17 protein-coding genes are annotated in these 15617 nt (G+C 71.7%); 11 read left to right on the forward strand and 6 right to left on the reverse strand.

Annotated features, from left to right (window positions below):
• Position 1: 1 nt before the first annotated feature.
• The 3 genes from IEZ25_RS13300 to IEZ25_RS13310 form a co-directional block, all read right to left on the reverse strand.
• Positions 2-715 carry an IclR family transcriptional regulator gene (locus tag IEZ25_RS13300; protein ID WP_318152246.1) on the reverse strand — a complete coding sequence of 238 codons (714 nt, stop codon included), beginning with the start codon at positions 713-715 and terminating at the stop codon, positions 2-4.
• 136 nt (positions 716-851) lie between these two features.
• On the reverse strand, positions 852-1499 hold the full coding sequence (locus tag IEZ25_RS13305; RefSeq protein ID WP_318152217.1) for a fumarate hydratase C-terminal domain-containing protein: 648 nt from the start codon (positions 1497-1499) through the stop codon (positions 852-854).
• Entirely contained in the window at positions 1492-2361 is an 870-nt protein-coding gene (locus IEZ25_RS13310) for a fumarate hydratase (RefSeq protein WP_191199924.1), read from the reverse strand. The genes IEZ25_RS13305 and IEZ25_RS13310 overlap by 8 nt, the downstream gene beginning before the upstream one ends.
• Positions 2362-2564: 203 nt before the next feature.
• On the opposite strand from IEZ25_RS13310, the gene IEZ25_RS13315 reads away from it, so the two are divergent.
• The 8 genes from IEZ25_RS13315 (at position 2565) to IEZ25_RS13350 (ending at position 9412) form a co-directional block, all read left to right on the forward strand.
• Positions 2565-3479, forward strand: a complete 915-nt coding sequence (locus IEZ25_RS13315; protein ID WP_191199925.1) for a DUF6282 family protein — start codon at positions 2565-2567, stop codon at positions 3477-3479.
• Between the two features lie 5 nt (positions 3480-3484).
• A complete protein-coding gene (locus tag IEZ25_RS13320) occupies positions 3485-4411 on the forward strand; it encodes a cupin domain-containing protein (protein WP_191199926.1) in 927 nt (308 codons plus the stop codon).
• Positions 4408-5181 carry an HpcH/HpaI aldolase family protein gene (locus IEZ25_RS13325; protein ID WP_191199927.1) on the forward strand — a complete coding sequence of 258 codons (774 nt, stop codon included), beginning with the start codon at positions 4408-4410 and terminating at the stop codon, positions 5179-5181. The genes IEZ25_RS13320 and IEZ25_RS13325 overlap by 4 nt, the downstream gene beginning before the upstream one ends.
• Positions 5178-5945 carry an ABC transporter ATP-binding protein gene (locus tag IEZ25_RS13330; protein ID WP_224748975.1) on the forward strand — a complete coding sequence of 256 codons (768 nt, stop codon included), beginning with the start codon at positions 5178-5180 and terminating at the stop codon, positions 5943-5945. The genes IEZ25_RS13325 and IEZ25_RS13330 overlap by 4 nt, the downstream gene beginning before the upstream one ends.
• A complete protein-coding gene (locus IEZ25_RS13335) occupies positions 5945-6820 on the forward strand; it encodes an ABC transporter permease (protein WP_191199928.1) in 876 nt (291 codons plus the stop codon). The genes IEZ25_RS13330 and IEZ25_RS13335 overlap by 1 nt, the downstream gene beginning before the upstream one ends.
• A 54-nt stretch (positions 6821-6874) precedes the next feature.
• Positions 6875-7960, forward strand: a complete 1086-nt coding sequence (locus IEZ25_RS13340; protein ID WP_191199929.1) for an ABC transporter substrate-binding protein — start codon at positions 6875-6877, stop codon at positions 7958-7960.
• Positions 7957-8589: a flavin reductase family protein gene (locus IEZ25_RS13345; RefSeq protein WP_191199930.1), complete on the forward strand. Its 633-nt coding sequence runs from the start codon at positions 7957-7959 to the stop codon at positions 8587-8589. The genes IEZ25_RS13340 and IEZ25_RS13345 overlap by 4 nt, the downstream gene beginning before the upstream one ends.
• Before the next feature lie 70 nt (positions 8590-8659).
• Complete coding sequence (locus tag IEZ25_RS13350) at positions 8660-9412, forward strand: SDR family NAD(P)-dependent oxidoreductase (protein ID WP_191199931.1); 753 nt, start codon at positions 8660-8662, stop codon at positions 9410-9412.
• 10 nt (positions 9413-9422) lie between these two features.
• On the opposite strand, the gene IEZ25_RS13355 is transcribed toward IEZ25_RS13350, so the two are convergent.
• The 3 genes from IEZ25_RS13355 to IEZ25_RS13365 are packed head-to-tail and all read right to left on the reverse strand — an operon-like array spanning position 9423 to position 12131.
• The gene (locus IEZ25_RS13355) at positions 9423-9890 is read right to left on the reverse strand and encodes a nuclear transport factor 2 family protein (RefSeq protein WP_191199932.1); all 468 of its coding nucleotides are present in this window, start codon (positions 9888-9890) and stop codon (positions 9423-9425) included.
• A 22-nt stretch (positions 9891-9912) separates the two neighbouring features.
• Entirely contained in the window at positions 9913-10935 is a 1023-nt protein-coding gene (locus IEZ25_RS13360; RefSeq protein ID WP_191199933.1) for a TIGR03617 family F420-dependent LLM class oxidoreductase, read from the reverse strand.
• The gene (locus tag IEZ25_RS13365; protein ID WP_191199934.1) at positions 10932-12131 is read right to left on the reverse strand and encodes an acyl-CoA dehydrogenase family protein; all 1200 of its coding nucleotides are present in this window, start codon (positions 12129-12131) and stop codon (positions 10932-10934) included. The genes IEZ25_RS13360 and IEZ25_RS13365 overlap by 4 nt, the downstream gene beginning before the upstream one ends.
• A 132-nt stretch (positions 12132-12263) precedes the next feature.
• Between IEZ25_RS13365 and IEZ25_RS13370 the strand changes: the two genes are divergently transcribed.
• From IEZ25_RS13370 to IEZ25_RS13380, 3 genes are all read left to right on the forward strand, one after another.
• Entirely contained in the window at positions 12264-13643 is a 1380-nt protein-coding gene (locus IEZ25_RS13370; RefSeq protein ID WP_224748976.1) for a hypothetical protein, read from the forward strand.
• Complete coding sequence (locus tag IEZ25_RS13375) at positions 13643-14830, forward strand: acetyl-CoA acetyltransferase (RefSeq protein ID WP_191199936.1); 1188 nt, start codon at positions 13643-13645, stop codon at positions 14828-14830. Before IEZ25_RS13370 ends, IEZ25_RS13375 begins: the two co-directional genes overlap by 1 nt.
• Positions 14831-14942: 112 nt before the next feature.
• Positions 14943-15551 (forward strand): TetR/AcrR family transcriptional regulator, encoded by a 609-nt coding sequence (locus IEZ25_RS13380; RefSeq protein WP_191199937.1) that lies wholly within the window; start codon positions 14943-14945, stop codon positions 15549-15551.
• Positions 15552-15617 lie beyond the last annotated feature (66 nt).

Consider the following 15617-nt stretch of genomic DNA (forward strand, 5'->3'; position numbering starts at 1 on the left):
ATCAGCCGGTCATGGCCGGGCGGGTCGAGCCGAGCATCCGCGAGATGGTCTCCGCGGTGCGCGACAGCGCTGCCAGCTCCGGTCCGTCGGTCTCGACGTCGAGCACGTCACGGGTGGTCAGCAGTGCGAGCGAGGCCGCGAGACCGTGGGTGTCCCACACGGGCACCGCGAGCACGGCGATCCCGCGCGAGCTGACCTGCGCGGCGTAGCCCTGCCGCACGGTGGCGTGGGCGGAGGACTGCAGCCGCTCGCGATCGGCGTCGTCCATCTCGCGCGCGGCTCGCACGACGCTGGGCGCGCCCGCCATGAACCCGTGGAAGATGCCCGTCTGCGCCGCCACGGGCGAGAGCTGCATGCCGACGCGCACCGACACCACGACCTCGAGGCGGGGTGGCTCCTCGACATGCGCCACGACCGGAGAGGCAGCACCCCACAGCGACAGCACCGCGGTGATCTCGGTCTCGCGCGCCAGCGCCTGCATCGGCTCGGCGGCGACCTTCAGGACGTCGCGGCGCCCGACGGCGTAGGTCCCCACCTGCACCAGGGTCGGCCCCGGCACGTAGGTGCGGTCCTCGCGCAGGGTGAGGACGTTGGCGTTGACCAGCGAGTTGAGGTAGCGGTAGGTCGTGGTCCGGTTCAAGCCGATGAGGTCGGCTGCCTCCGTCGAGGTCACGGACTCTCGGTGAGGCCCGAACAGGGCGAGGATCATCCCCACGCGATCGACTGCCTGGATGTCCAAGCCGAACCCTCCGATTCCGTACTTCGTGTGGTCAGGGGTGGCGGCGAGCCTACCGTCATGGACGGACGAGCAGGCGCCGCCAGGTGCAGGTCCACGGGGCCGTTACCCGGGGTCATGGACCCGGGGCGTCGCGCCGGCGGGTCATCGTGTCCCGGATCGTCGGCAACCGGCGCTCGGCCTCGGCGCGCAGGTCGCGGTAGAGGCTGGTGCCGTGGGCGTCGATGCCCACCGTGAGCGGACCGAGACCCTCGAAGCGCGTCTTGATGAGCTGGAACTGCCAGATGTACTCGGTCCAGTGCACCTCCACCACCTCCCGGACGGCACCGGAGAGCAGCGTCGCGCTCCCGCCGGGCACCGAGAGGTAGATCGCCCCGGTCTCACGCATCGCTCGCACCGACTCCTCGCCCAGCCCACCCTTGCCGCCCACGACCGACAGCTCGTGGCCGCGGATCAGGTCGGGCATGAGGTCGTCGAACCGGGTGGTGGTGGTGGAGTTGACGTAGTGGAGCTCGTACGACCCGTCGGGGTTGCGCTGTCCCGAGCTGCTGATGTGCATGAGTGCGGCGCCGCGCAGGTCGAGCGGAGGCGCGATGCCCTCGTGCAGCTCGCGGTGCAGCCGCTTGAAGGTCGGCAGGCCGATGGACATCACGACCTCGCCGCTGAGGTGCACGAGGTCCCCGGCCACGACCTCGGTGGTGTCGCCCGGGCGGAGCGGGAGTGTGAGGTGGTGCTCGGCCACGCCGCGCAGGAGGTCAGACACCGTGGGTGACCGTGCCGTCGTTGTCGATGCGCGCGCTGTAGCGACGGTCGATCCAGCAGTTGAAGCACACCACCGCGGGCGTGTAGCCGTGGCCTGAGGAGTAGTTGACGTGCACGGCCATCGCCGTGGTGGCTCCGCCGGTGCCCATCGGGCCGAAGCCGGTGGCGTTGATGGCCTCGCGAAGCCGCTCCTCCATCGCGCGGACTGTGGGCTCCGGGCTCTCCTCGCGCATCGGGCGCAGGACCGCCTCCTTGGCGATGTGCGCTGCGTGCTCGAACGTCCCGCCGATGCCGACGCCCACCACCATCGGCGGACAGGCCTGGGATCCCGCACGCACGACGGCGTCCAGCACCCACTCCTCGATGTCCTGCAGGCTGGGCGAGACGAGGATCTCGGCCTGCGACCACCGTCCGGTCCCCAACGCCTTCGGTGAGCACACGATCTCGACGTGGTCGGCGCCGTCGATGAGGTCGAAGCTCATGATCGGCATGTCCTTGCCGGCGAAGCCGCGCTCGTTGGTCAGCGGGTTGGTGACGTGCTTGAGGAGCGGCGGGTCGCTGGTGGCCGCGAGCTCGAGGAAGCCGTCGCGCACCGCGGCCTTGACGTCGCCCGGGAGCACGGCCCGGGTGCCGATCTTGAACGAGTAGGTCGGGATCCCCGAGTCCGAGCACAGCAGGTGGTCGCGCTCGCGGGCCTGCTCGGCGCTGTCGAGCATGAGGTCCAGGGTCCGGCGCGCCACGGGCACCTCCTCCCGGGACCGTGCGGCGCGGAGAGCCGCCGTCGCCTCCGACGGCACCTGTCGCAGGGAGCGCGCGTACATCTGGGACGTGACGTCCTTCAGCAGCGCGTAGGTGATGGCCACCGGCGTCCCTCCGGGCGATCGCGGGCAGGGCGCCGGTGCGCGCTGCGCCTGGTCTGTTCACATGTCGAGTGACATGTTCGCATCCCAGTCTTACCTGCGCCGGCCGCTTTGGCAAGCAGCCGACGTGGACGTGGTTGACAGTCGTAATACGAACATAGATGATCTCATGTGAACGGTGTGACCCCCATCTCAGAAGGTGTGCCTTGAGCCTCGCGACCCATCCGCCCATCGCCGACGTGCTGCACGGCGCCGTCGACCTGCACTGCCACTCCGGCCCGAACCCCTTCTCGCGCGAGTTCGACCACGTCGGCGCGGCGAAGGACGCCGAGCGGCTCGGGATGCGCGGCATCCTGGTCAAGTCCCACCACCACAACACCGTCATGGACCTCCTGGCGATGGGGCGCGAGCTCGAGCCGATCGCGACGCCGATCTTCGGCGGCATCGCGCTCAACGCGCAGGTCGGCGGCATCAACCCCTACGCCGTCGCGATGTGCCTGCGGATGGGTGGCCGGGCGGTCTGGTTCCCCACGTTCTCCAGCCGCTGCCACTGCGAGAACTCCCACCACGGGTTCCCCGAGTCGGAGTACGACATCCCCAACCGGATCGTCGACGTGATCGACGCCGAGGGTGATCTCCTCGAGCCCGTCCACGAGGTCATCGACCTGATCGTGGAGTCCGACGCGCTGATGTCGGCGGGGCACCTCGAGCCCGCCGAGTCGGCCAAGCTCTTCGCCGCCGGTCGCGACCGTGGCGTGCGCCGGATGGTCATCAGCCATCCCAACTTCGTCGTGGACGCCGACGTCGAGCGCTGCCGTCAGCTGGTCGAGCTCGGCGGCTACGTCGAGCACGAGTTCGGCATGTACGACCCCCAGGGCTTCCGCAAGTGGGACCCGGACCTCCTGGTCGGATGGATCCGCACGATCGGTGCCGACCACACGGTGCTCGCCTCCGACCTCGGCCAGCGTGGTCGACCGATGCCCGTCGACGCCCTGATGCGCGTCGGCGCCGAGCTGCTCGCGCGGGGGATCACCGAGGACGAGCTGCGCCAGGTGACCCAGCACAACCCGGCCTTCCTCCTCGGCCTGGACGACGAGCGCCCCGCTCCGGTGGGTGGGTGACCCCCATGACGTACGCCAGCACCGACCCGCGTGCCCAGCTCACCCCGGCAGCCGCCGCGTCGAGCGACCCCGACGACGCGCTGTCGCCGCAGTACCTCGACTTCCACGCCATGGCGCCGGCGGAGACGACCCCTGCCGGCGGACGCACCTGGATCGTGCGCGGCGCCAACGTGGTGCTCGTCTACGCCGAGCTCGCCGACGGCGACCGGGTCGAGCGCGACGACGCCGACGAGACCCTGGTCCTCGTCCTGCCCTGCGAGGGAGCGGCCACGCTGGTCGCCGACGGCGAGGAGCGCTCGGTGGTCGGCACCGCGGTCGTCACTGTCTCGCCGGGTCCGTGGAGCCTGCGCGCCGACGGCGCGCTGCGGCTGCTGCGGCTCCACCCGGTGACGGCGTCCGACCTGCTCGCGCGCGTCCAGAACGCCGACGCGTACGCCGATGGCACGGGCAACGCGGTCGCCGCCACCCCGTGGCCCGAGCCGGTCGGCGACGAGCGGCTGCGCGTGTACGACCACCTCGAGGACATCGCTCCCGCGCAGGAACGGTTGGGCCGGATCCTGCGCAGCCGCCACGCGATGGTCAACGTCCTCTACCCCCGCAGCGGCCCGCGTGACCCCCGCACCCTGTCGCCGCACACCCACGACGACTTCGAGCAGCTGAGCTTCGTCGATGATGGACGCTACGTGCACCACATCCGCCGCGACTGGGGCAAGGACCGCACGCGCTGGACCCCCGACGAGCACCGCGAGATCGGTGGGCCGTCGGTCACCGTCATCCCGCCGCCCCTCGTGCACACCAGCGAGGCGATCGGCGACGGCGAGAACCGCATGGTCGACATCTTCTCCGGACCGCGGGCCGACTTCTCCGCCCGACCCGGCTGGGTGCTCAACGCCGCCGACTACCCGGCCGCGGCGGGGGAGGGCTCCGCGTGACCGGGTGGGGTGTCGACGGCGGGACCGCCTGGGGTGCGTGGGTGAAGCTCGACGCGGTCGAGTCCACGCAGATCCTCGCCGCCGCCGGGTTCGACCTCGTCGTCGTCGACCTCGAGCACACGCTCCTCGACCTGGGCGCCGTCGCCCGACACCTCGCCGTGGGCCAGGCGCTCGGGCTGCGCGTCCTGGTGCGGATCCCCGACCGGTCGCCCGCCCTGGTCCAGCGACTGCTCGACGCAGGTGTCGACGGCCTCGTGGTGCCACACGTCGACTCGGCCGCAGACGCCGCGGACCTCGTCGCCTCGACCCGCTTCGCCCCGGACGGTCGTCGCGGCTCGGGCGGCACCTCGCGGGCCGGCGGCTGGGGGCGATCGCCGCGCGCCGACTACCTGTCGAGCGCCGCCACGGTGGTCGCGCAGGTCGAGTCGGTCCGCGCGCTCGCCGAGGCTCACGCCATCGCGGCGGTCCCGGGCGTCTCGGCCCTCATGCTCGGACCGGCCGATCTCGCGCTCGACGCGGGTGACCCCGTGGCGGACGCGGATGAGACCCTCGTGACGGCAGCGCGCGCGTCCGGCGTCGCCGTCGGCTCGGCCGGCACCGTCGCCGCGGCCGGGCGGGCCTCGCGGCTCGGTCTGGACTTCTTCGTGTGCGCCGCCGACACCACCTTGTTGGCGCGGGCCGCGGCCGACGCCCTCGACCGGGCACGGTCCGGCTCGAGCTCCGCCAGCCGACCCTCCCACCAGATCTCCGAGCGAGGAGCACCCGCATGAGCGAGCCCGTGATGGTCTTCGACCACGTCACCAAGCAGTACCCCAACGGCACCGTCGCCGTGGACGACTTCCACCTCGACGTCGCCGACGGCGAGTTCGTGTCGATCGTCGGGCCCAGCGGCTGCGGCAAGAGCACGATGCTCAAGCTGATCATGGGGCTGGAGCCGCTGACCCGGGGCTCGATCACCTACCGCGCGCAGGCGCGCGACGAGTCCGCCATGACCGGCATGGTGTTCCAGCAGCCGCTCCTGCTGGCCTGGCACACCGTCCTGGACAACGTGCTCGTCCCCTCGACGCTCCAGGGCCGCGCGCAGCGCAGGGCCGACGAGCCCCGGGCCCGGGAGCTGCTCGCCATGCTCGGGCTGGCCGACTTCGCCGAGCGGCACCCCTACGAGCTGTCCGGCGGCATGCAGCAGCGCGTCGGCATCGCTCGCGCACTCCTGCACGACCCGCGGATCCTGCTGATGGACGAGCCCTTCGGTGCGCTCGACGCGATGACCCGCGACCAGCTGACGATGGACCTGCTCGACATCTGGGAGCGCGACCGCAAGACGGTCGTGTTCATCACGCACAGCATCTCCGAGGCCGTCCTGCTCTCCGACCGCGTGGTGGTGATGACCCCCCGGCCCGGGCGGGTCGCCGACGTGGTCGACATCGACCTCCCCCGTCCGCGCACGCTGCAGACGATCAGCACGCCTGAGTTCGGTCGTCTGGCCGCCCACATCCGTTCCGTCCTCGACACCGCCGAGATGGTGACCGCCTGATGACCACACAGCTTCCCCGGACCGCGGTCGACGACCACGGCCAGCACGACCTCTCCGTGCGCCGCCAGCCCCCCAGCGGCGCCGAGCGCAAGCGCCTCTCCGACCTGCCGGGCTGGCTGCTGTCCAGCACCACGGTCCTGCTCCTGGTCATCGGCTGGGAGATCGCCGTGCGCACCGCGGACGTGTCCGCGATCCTGTTCCCCGCCCCCAGCGGTGTGATCGAGGCGTTGGTGACCGGATTCACCGACGGGCCCTTCGTCCGTCACACACTGGTCACGCTCCAAGAGATCGTCTACGGCTTCGCGTTCGCCGTCGTGGCCGGACTGCTGACCGCGGTGTGGGTCACTTCCTCGCGGCTGGCCGAGAAGATCGTGCTGCCGATCGTGGTCGTCCTCCAGACGGTGCCCAAGGTGGCGCTCGCCCCGCTCTTCCTCGTCTGGTTCGGCTTCGGCATGGAGTCCAAGATCCTCACCACCGCGCTCATCGCGTTCTTCCCGGTGCTCATCAACGCGACACTGGGCTTCAACTCGACCAGCTCCGAGCAGGTCAACATGATGCGCTCGTTCGGCGCCACCCGCCTGCAGGTCCTGACCAGGCTCCGGCTGCCGACCGCCGTGCCGAGCATCATCGCCGGTCTCGACGTCGCGGTGGTGCTCTCGGTCATCGGCGCCATCGTCGCCGAGTTCGTCGGATCGCAGGCGGGGCTGGGCTACCTCATCATCGCCAGCAACACCTCGCTCGACACCACGACGATGTTCGCCGCGCTGGTGGTGCTGTCGGTGATCGGGCTGACGCTCCACTACATCGTCGTCCTCGCCGGCCGGCGCCTGGCGTTCTGGTCCGAGGAGAACCGCTCGCGCCACGCCGGTCTCTGACCACCCGTCACGCACCGCTGCCTCCTGTCCACGCTCCGACCCGAAGGACCCGCCATGCCCGCACGCACCCTCGTCCGACGCGCAGCCGCAGCTGCCTCCCTCGCCCTCGTCCTGCCGCTCGCCGCATGCGGTGGGGGCGACGGAGGCAGCGGTGGTAGCTCGGTCGCGATGACCCTCGCCACCCCGACGTGGAACGCCGGCATCGCGTCCATCGCGGTCAGCGAGGGCATGGGCTACTTCGAGGAGGAGGGGCTCGACGTCAACGTCGTGCTCACCGACTCCGCCACCACCCAGGCGCAGCAGATCGCGACCGGCAAGGCCGCGACCGGCGCCATCAGCCCGGAGCCGGTGATCCTGGGTCGGCAGCCAGGCAAGAACCTCGACCTCGTCTACTTCATGTCCTACTACAAGGACAACATCTACGGCCTGATGGTCCCCGAGGACAGCGACATCACCTCCGTCGAGGACCTGCGCGGCAAGACGGTCGGCGCCATCAGCCTCGCCTCCGCCTCGGTCACCCAGGCACAGGTCGGGCTCGAGGAGGCCGGTGTCCCGGCCGACTCCGTGGACTTCGTCGCGATCGGCACCGGCGGCCAGCAGGCCGCCGCCGTCGAGAGCGGCAAGGTCGACGCCCTCGCGCTGCTCGACACCTCGTTCCAGGTCCTGAAGAACCAGGGCATCGCGCTGCGCGAGATCGAGGTCCCCGGCGCGGCCGACCTCACCAGCGGCGGTCTGGCCGCCCGCGCCTCGGACCTCGAGGAGGACCCCGAGCTCTACGTGAAGCTCGGTCGTGCCATCGCCAAGGGCGTCGTCTTCGCGCAGGCCAACCCGGAGGCCGCGATCGAGATGCTCTACGACACCCACCCCGAGGCGAAGCCGTCCGGACTGGACGAGGACGCGGCGCTCGCGTCGGGCGTCTCGGTGCTGGAGGCCCGGCTGGCCAACCTCGGCATCGACGACGACACCGAGACCTACGGCGAGCTCGATCCCGCCCAGCTCGAGGCGATGGTGCAGTTCTTGCTGGACGCGGGCACGATCACCGAGCCCGTCGATGCCGCGAGCCTCTACGACGACTCGCTCATCTCCGACATCAACGACTTCGACCACGACGCGGTCCGCCAGGCGGCGAGGGACCGATGAGCCCGGTGGGCCCGGCCCGGACGACGATCGACCCGGCCGGCCTCAGCGCGGCGCAGTGCTACCAGCTGCTCACCGGCGTCGTGGTGCCGCGTCCGATCGCCTGGGTCACCTCCACCGGTCCGGACGGCGCGCTCAACCTCGCGCCGTTCAGCGCCTTCACGATGGTGTCCAACATGCCGCCGATGGTCGGGATCAACATCGGCCTGCGCGACGGCGAGCCCAAGGACACCTCGCGCAACATCGAGGCACGGGGCGAGTACGTCGTCAACATCGCCGGGTGGGAGCACCACCACGCGGTGCACGAGTCGGGACTGCCCTACCCGCCCGGCGTCGACGAGGCCCACGAGCTCGGGCTGGCCACCACGGCGAGCGACGTGGTCTCGGTGCCGCGACTGGTCGACGCCCGCGTCAGCCTGGAGTGCCGCCTCTCGCAGGTGGTGGAGTTCGGGCGCGCCGGCGCGCGCTTCACCGTCGGCGAGGTCGTCCGGTTCCACGTCGCGACGGACGCGCTCGACGGCTTCAAGATCGACACTGCGACGCTCGACCCGCTCGCCCGCGTCGCCGGTCCGACGTACACCCGCATCGGTTCCGTGGAGCGCCTGCAGGGGGTACAGAGCGTCTCGGGATGAGCACCCACCCGATACCTGCCTATCAAGCACTTGCTTGACTGCGGGCGACGTGCTCCCTAGCGTGACGCGCATGGACCTGGGGCTCAGTGGACGACGGGCGCTGGTGACGGGCGCGAGTGCCGGCATCGGGCGTGAGACTGCGTGGGCGCTGGCCCGCGAAGGTGCCGCCGTGGCGGTGGTCGCGCGGCGCCGCGACGAGCTCGAGGAGCTCGAGCGCGAGATGGTCGCCGCGGGACTCCCGGCTCCGTACGTCGTCGTGGCCGACCTCGTCGATCGCTCCGCCGTCGACATCGTGCACGCGGCCGTGGTCGAGGGGCTGGGCGGGCTGGACGTCCTGGTCAACAACGCCGGCCAGGCGGACCCGCCCGGCGTCGAGCCCGACGAGGATGCGTGGTACGACCTCTTCGAGCTCAACTTCCACGCCAAGCGCCGTCTCGCCGCGCGACTTCGTCCCCTGCTCGCCGCGGGCGGTCACGGGCGGGTGGTGAACCTGGTCGGCCTCCTCGAGCCCGTCGGGGTGTCCGCCGCCCAGGCCGCGGTGGCGGCGTGCGTGCTGTGGGCGAAGGGCTTCTCGCGCGTGGTGGCCGCCGAGGGGATCACGGTGAACTGCGTCGCGCCCGGCCGGGTGGACAGCGAGCAGGTGCGGCGCCACTTCGGCACCGACCGGGCTCGCGAGGAGTTCGTCGAGCGCTTCGTCCCGGCCGGTCGGTTCGGCCGCCCGGAGGAGGTCGCCCAGGTGGTGACCTTCCTCAGCTCGGTGGCGGCCGACTACGTCACCGGCCAGGTGGTGGCGGTCGACGGTGGGATGCGCCGCGCGGTGTGAGCGGCGTGCCTCAGCCCCGGGCGTACCTCTCGAAGCGCTCGGGCAGCTCCTCCGACCCGTTCGAGCTGACGCCGGCGATGCGCACCCGGCGGGTCGCGATCCGCCAGCGGTCGCCCTCGTCGACGAGCTCGTCCTCGTAGCAGCCCCACACGTGCAGGTTCAGGTCCTGCTCCCGGTTGTCGTGGAAGGCGTAGACGTAGGTGATCGTGCTGGCGCGGCCCTCGGCGAGCGAGAGGAAGGACGTCGTCGAGCAGTGGTGGCTGGTCGCGTCGTACTTCCCCGTCGCTGCGACGAACAGCTCGCGCAGGGCCTCCCGGCCGCGGGTGAGGTTGCCGTGGCCGTAGTCGAACGCCCCGTCCTCGGTGAAGAGGTCGGCCAGCAGGTCGATGTCGCGCCGGTCGATGCCGCGGCTGTAGGCGTGCAGCGTGTCGCTGATCTCCGCACGAGCCACGAGGTCGTCGGGGGAGAGGCGGGCCATGGGGACTCCTTCGTCAGGTCGGTCAGGTGGCGGGCGCGTCGTGGAAGGCGGCGAGGATCGCGCCGAGGCGGTCGGGGTCCTCGACCGGCCAGGGGTAGTAGGAGGAGATCCGGTCGAGTCGCCCGTCGAAGCGCTCGTGCGCGAGCGCCGGCATCTCCTCGGGCGTGCCCACCAGTGCGATGTGGTGGAGCAGCGTGTCGTCGACCAGCGTCCCCATCTCCTCCCACCGGCCGGCACGCGACAGGGCCTGCAGCTCGGGCTGGAGGTCCTCGTAGCCCACGGTCGCCAGCACCTTGCTGTAGGCCGGGGTCGAGGCGTAGAACGCGATCTGCTCGCGGGTCTGCCGGGCCATCTCGGCCTGCTGCTCCTCGGTGTCGCCCATGACCATGAAGATCGGGCAGTAGAGCTCGAGGGCCCCGCGGGTGCGACCCGAGGTGGCCAGCCCGCGCTCGACGGCGGGCATGGTCACGGTGTCCAGGTACGCCGCGGTGGTCATGCCGTGCAGCAGCAGGCCGTCGCACAGCTCGGCGCCGAGCTCGGTCATCCGCGCGCCGACGGCGGCGACCGCGGTGGGGATGGCGAAGTCGTGGTGGTGCGGCGTGAACACCGGGGTCATCAGGTTGTGCCGGTAGACCTCGCCCCGGTAGTCGAGCCGGCTGCCGTCGCGCCAGGCGGTGAAGATCGCGTCCAGCGCTCCGAGGAAGTCGCGCATCCGCTCGACGGGCGGGCTCCACTCCATGGAGAAGCGTCGCTCGACGTGGGCCTGCACCTGGCTGCCGAGGCCGAGGACGAACCGGCCGCCGGACATCGCGGCGAGGTCCCAGGCGAGGTACGCCACGCTCATCGGGTTGCGGGCGAACGCGACCGCGATGGCGGTGCCGACACTGACGCGGGACGTGGTGAGGAGGGCGGCCTGCGACTGCAGGAAGGCGTCGGTGACGCTCTCGCTCGCCCACACGCCGTCGAACCCCCGGCCCTCGGCGTCGGCGGCAACGGGTCCGCACGCCGCGGCGGAGGAGCCGATCATGCCCATGTCGATCTTCATCGTGCGTCCTTCGGGAGGTGGAGAACGCGCTCGCCCACCGCGTTCTTGAGGATCTCGTCGGTGCCGCCGCCGACGCGGAGGCCGGGCAGCCCGAGGGTCAGCTCGGACCAGGCGTAGGTGCCCCACTCGCCGCTGTCGGCGACGTGCGCGGCGCCCAGGACGTCCGCTGCGAGGTCGCTGATCTCGGCGAGCAGGTCGGTGGTGAGCAGCTTGGTGAGTGCCAGCTCCGGACCAGGCGTGCCGCCGCCCTCGAGATAGCGCGAGGTGGTGAGCCGCGCGGCCCACGTGCCCACCACGACGTCGGCGAGTCGGTCGCGCGTGCGCTCGTCGAGGGTGCCGTCGGCGCACCGGTGCCGCGCGAGGTCGACCAGCCGGTCGACCAGGGCCTCGTCGACGCCGACCTCGCGCCCGATGGCGGATCGTTCGTTGAGCAGCGACGTGACCACCACGCTCCAGCCACCGTCGACCTCGCCCACCCGCGCGGAGTCGGGGACGTGGACGTCGGTGAGGAAGACCTCGTCGAAGGAGGCGCCGCCGGTCAGCTGCCGGATCGGCCGCACCTCGACGCCCGGGGAGCGCAGGTCGACGAGGAACGTGGTGAGACCCGCGTGCTTGGGCCTGTCCGGGTCGGTGCGGGCGATGCAGAGCCCGATGTCGCTGAAGTGGGCGCCCGAGCTCCACACCTTCTGCCCGGTGAGCCGCCAGCCCTCGCCGTCGCGGACCGCACGGGTCGAGAGGCCGGCGAGGTCGGAGCCGGCTCCCGGCTCGGAGTAGAGCTGGCAGGCCAGGACCTCGGCCGTGCGCAGACGGGGGAGCAGGTCGCGCTGCTGCTCCTCGGTGCCGTGGGCGAGCAGCGTGGGACAGAGCGTGGAGACGCTGAAGCGGAGGTAGCCGTCGTCCGGCAGCTGGAAGCCGGCCTCGACCTCGCGCAGGACCTCCGCGTGCCGGCCCGACAGTCCGCGTCCACCGTGGTCGGCCGGCCCGTCGACCCACGCCAGTCCCTCCTCGGCGAGGAAGGCGCGGTAGGCGCGCAGCCGCTCGAGCTCCTCGGCCTCACCCTCGGAGCGCTCGGCGACGACCGACACGCGGTCCTCGCCCTCGCCCCACCCGCTCTCACGCTCGGTCCGACGCGGTGCGAACCGCGTGAGGGCGGCCTCGACCTCGGCCCGGAAGTCGTCCTCAGACGGCTGGGTCACTGGCGGCGTCCTCCTGCGCTCGAGCGAGCGCCGGTTGCGGCCTCGCGTTCAGGTGACCTAAAGTAGCAAAGCAAGTGCTTGATTGAAACAGGTTGATCGAGCCGGCTCACGGAGCCGGAGTGGGGAGTGCCCGTGGTCGGCATCGCGAGCTACGCCGTCTACCTGCCGTCTGCCCGCCTCGACCGGGCCGACGTGGTCGCCACGCTCGGTGCCGGACGAGGCCGCGGGGTCCGGCCGGTCGCCTCCTACGACGAGGACACCACGACGATGGCCGTGGGCGCCGCACGCGGTGCGCTCCGCGCGGGCGGTGCCGTCGACTCGCTCTGGTTCGCCACATCACGCCCGGCCTACCTGGAGAAGTCCAACGCCGCCACCGTCGCGGTGGCCGCGGGTCTCCCGGTCGCGACGGCGGCCTACGACGTCGGCGGCGCGCTCCGCGGGGGCGTCGGGGCGCTCCGTGCCGCCCTCGCAGCCGGCTCCGCCGTCGCGGTGTGCGCCGACATCAGGTTCGGCCTGCCCGGCTCGGCCGACGAGACCGACGGCGCTGACGCCGCCGTGGCGCTGGTGGTGGGCCCCGACCCGGTGGCCGAGCTGGTCGGCAGCGCCTCGGTCACCACCGAGTTCCTCGATCGCTGGCGCGAGCCCGGGTCCCCCCGCACCCGCACCTGGGAGGACCGCTTCGGTGTCGAGGAGTACGTCCCGCTCGTCACGCAGGTCGTCGAGGACCTCCTGTCCTCGTGCGACGTCTCGCGCGACGCGCTCGACCACGTCGTGCTCAGCCTCCCGCACGCCCGGGCCCGCGCCACGCTGGCCAAGGGGTTCGGCGCCGAGCGGCTGGTGACCTCGAGCGCCGGCTACGCCGGTGCCGCGGACCTCGGCCTGCAGCTGGCCGCGGCCTTCGACGCCGCCGCGCCCGGGGCCCTCGTGCTCGCCGTGGGGGCCGCCGACGGCGCCGACGCGCTGCTGTTCCGGATGACCGACCGGCACGTGCCCACGCCCGCGGTGGAACGGCCCACGCACCCGGTCTCCTACGCCGACTTCCTCACCTGGCGCGGTCTGCTGCCGCGCGAGCCCGCGCGACGTCCCGACGTCAAGCCGCCCGTGCCGCCCGCCTCGCGGCGTACGCGTGACTGGAAGTTCCGGTTCGAGGGTGCCCAGTGCGTGGCCTGCGGCTACCGCAACCTGCCGCCACGCCAGGTCTGCCTGCGCTGCTCGGCGCAGGGGCCCTTCGAGCAGGTCTCGATGATCGAGGTGCCGGGCCGGGTGGCCACCCACACCGACGACTGGCTCTCGGAGTCGGTCCAGCTCCCTGCCAAGGTCGTCGCGGTCGACTTCGACGGTGGTGGCCGCTTCGAGTTCGAGATGGCCGACGCCGTCGGTCGTGACATCGCGATCGGCGACGCGGTGGAGCCCACCTTCCGGGTCGCGAGCGTCGCGGCGAACGGAGTGCGCAACTACGTCTGGAAGGTCCGCCCGGCCGCGGACGCGACCGCCTCTGAAAGGACTGAGTGATGGCTACCCACAAGCTGGCCAACCCCGTCGCCATCGTCGGGATGGCGTGCACGGAGTTCGGGGAGCACTGGGGTCGCTCGGTCGACGACCTCCTGGTCGAGGCGACCCACGGCGCCCTCGCGGCGACGACCGGGGTGGGCCTCGACGACGTCGACGCCTTCTGGCTGGGGTCGATGGTCTCCGGGGTCAGCGGCCTGACGCTCACCCGGCCGCTCAACATCAGCCACAAGCCGGTCACGCGCGTGGAGAACATGTGCGCGACGGGCTCGGAGGTGTTCCGCAACGCCTGCTACGCCGTCTCCTCGGGTGCCTACGACGTGGTGATGGCCGTGGGCGGGGAGAAGCTCAAGGACTTCGGCTTCTCCGGGCTCGAGATGCCGCACGTGCCGAACGACGGCACCGCGCCCAACCTGAGCGCGCCGGCGATGTACTCGATGATCGTGCCGTCCTACGCGCGGCGCTACGGCGTCTCCGAGGCCGAGGTGAAGGAGGCGATGACCCACATCGCCTGGAAGAACCACAGCAACGGGGCGATCAACCCCCGCGCCCAGTTCCGCAAGGAGATGTCGAAGGAGACGATCGCGGCCGCGCCCGCCCTCGCCGGCAGCCTGAGCGTCTTCGACTGCTCCGGTGTCGCGGACGGTGCCGCCGCGGCGGTGATCGTGCGCGCCGAGGACGCCCACCTCTACTCCGACCGGCCGCTCTACGTCCACGCCCTCGCGATGGACGCCGGATCCGGCACCGGTCGCAACGACAGCGACTACGACTACTCCGAGCTCTCGGAGGCAGCGGTCTCCAGCCGCGCGGCCTACGAGCAGGCCGGCATCAGCGACCCCGCCACCGAGATCTCGCTGGCCGAGGTGCACGACTGCTTCACCCCGACCGAGATGGTCCTGATGGAGGAGCTCGGCTTCTCCGCCCGCGGGCAGGCCTGGCGCGACGTGCTCGACGGTCGCTACGACCGCGACGGTGCGCTGCCGGTCAACGTCGACGGAGGACTGAAGAGCTTCGGGCACCCGGTCGGCGCGAGCGGGCTGCGGATGCTGTTCGAGATGTGGCTGCAGTTCCGCGGCGAGGCCGGGGAGCGGCAGGTGTCCGACCCGTCGTTCGGGCTCGTCCAGAACCAGGGTGGGAGCCCCGGAGACCTGGTGAGCGCGGTGACGATCGTGTCGGACAGGCGGCCGTGACGCGCGTGACCTGCGCCCGACCCGGCGTGCATCGAGCCGCGCCACGCGGCGAGGGGGTTACTGTGCCCCGTCAGGTCCACCACGACAACGTCCACGAGGGAAGGGGGAGACGGTGAGCACCACGCGTCGCCGTTCCACGGGTTCCCCGACCGGTCTGGCTCGCAAGGAGCTGATCCTCAGCTCCGCGGCCAAGGTCTTCGCCGCCAAGGGCTTCTCCAGCGCCACCGTCCGCGACGTCGCCGACGAGGCCGAGATCCTCTCGGGCAGCCTCTACTACTACTTCGACTCCAAGGAGGCGATCGTCGAGGAGGTGCTGGTGACCTACCTCGACGAGATGGTGCGCGGCTACCACGCCGCCGTCGACGAGGCTCAGTCCCCGGCCGAGGCGCTCGAGAAGCTGATCGCCCGGGGACTGCGGGCCCTCGTCGACAACCGTGAGCAGCTCACGATCCTCCAGAACGACTGGCACTACGTCCGGCCGATGGCGGGCATCGCCGAGCGCCAGCACCAGATCGAGTCGGTGTGGATGGAGACCATCCAGCAGGGCATCGACGCGGGCGTGCTGCGCGGCGACGTGGACGCCCGCATGCAGTACCGCACGATCATGGGGGCGATCCAGGCGGTCATCCGCTGGTTCGACCCCCGCGGCAAGGTGGGCATCGACACGGTCATCTCCGTGCAGACGGCCATCCTGCTCGACGGCGTCCGCGCCGCCGGCTGACACCCAGGCCCGCCGGCGCGGCACTCGTCTCGCCGGACAAGAGCAAGCGCTTGCTTGACGAAGGAG

Origin of the sequence: Nocardioides hwasunensis (assembly GCF_014779665.1) — a bacterium.
Taxonomy (GTDB): Bacteria; Actinomycetota; Actinomycetes; order Propionibacteriales; family Nocardioidaceae; genus Nocardioides; species Nocardioides hwasunensis.

What these genes read in the sequence shown, in the direction of transcription:
- IEZ25_RS13320 (WP_191199926.1), top strand. Translation starts at nt 3,485, where the DNA reads ATGACGTACGCCAGCACCGACCCGCGTGCCCAGCTCACCCCGGCAGCC.
- IEZ25_RS13375 (WP_191199936.1), top strand. Translation starts at nt 13,643, where the DNA reads ATGGCTACCCACAAGCTGGCCAACCCCGTCGCCATCGTCGGGATGGCG.
- IEZ25_RS13360 (WP_191199933.1), bottom strand. Translation starts at nt 10,935, where the DNA reads ATGAAGATCGACATGGGCATGATCGGCTCCTCCGCCGCGGCGTGCGGA.
- IEZ25_RS13330 (WP_224748975.1), top strand. Translation starts at nt 5,178, where the DNA reads ATGAGCGAGCCCGTGATGGTCTTCGACCACGTCACCAAGCAGTACCCC.
- IEZ25_RS13350 (WP_191199931.1), top strand. Translation starts at nt 8,660, where the DNA reads ATGGACCTGGGGCTCAGTGGACGACGGGCGCTGGTGACGGGCGCGAGT.
- IEZ25_RS13345 (WP_191199930.1), top strand. Translation starts at nt 7,957, where the DNA reads ATGAGCCCGGTGGGCCCGGCCCGGACGACGATCGACCCGGCCGGCCTC.
- IEZ25_RS13355 (WP_191199932.1), bottom strand. Translation starts at nt 9,890, where the DNA reads ATGGCCCGCCTCTCCCCCGACGACCTCGTGGCTCGTGCGGAGATCAGC.
- IEZ25_RS13335 (WP_191199928.1), top strand. Translation starts at nt 5,945, where the DNA reads ATGACCACACAGCTTCCCCGGACCGCGGTCGACGACCACGGCCAGCAC.
- IEZ25_RS13340 (WP_191199929.1), top strand. Translation starts at nt 6,875, where the DNA reads ATGCCCGCACGCACCCTCGTCCGACGCGCAGCCGCAGCTGCCTCCCTC.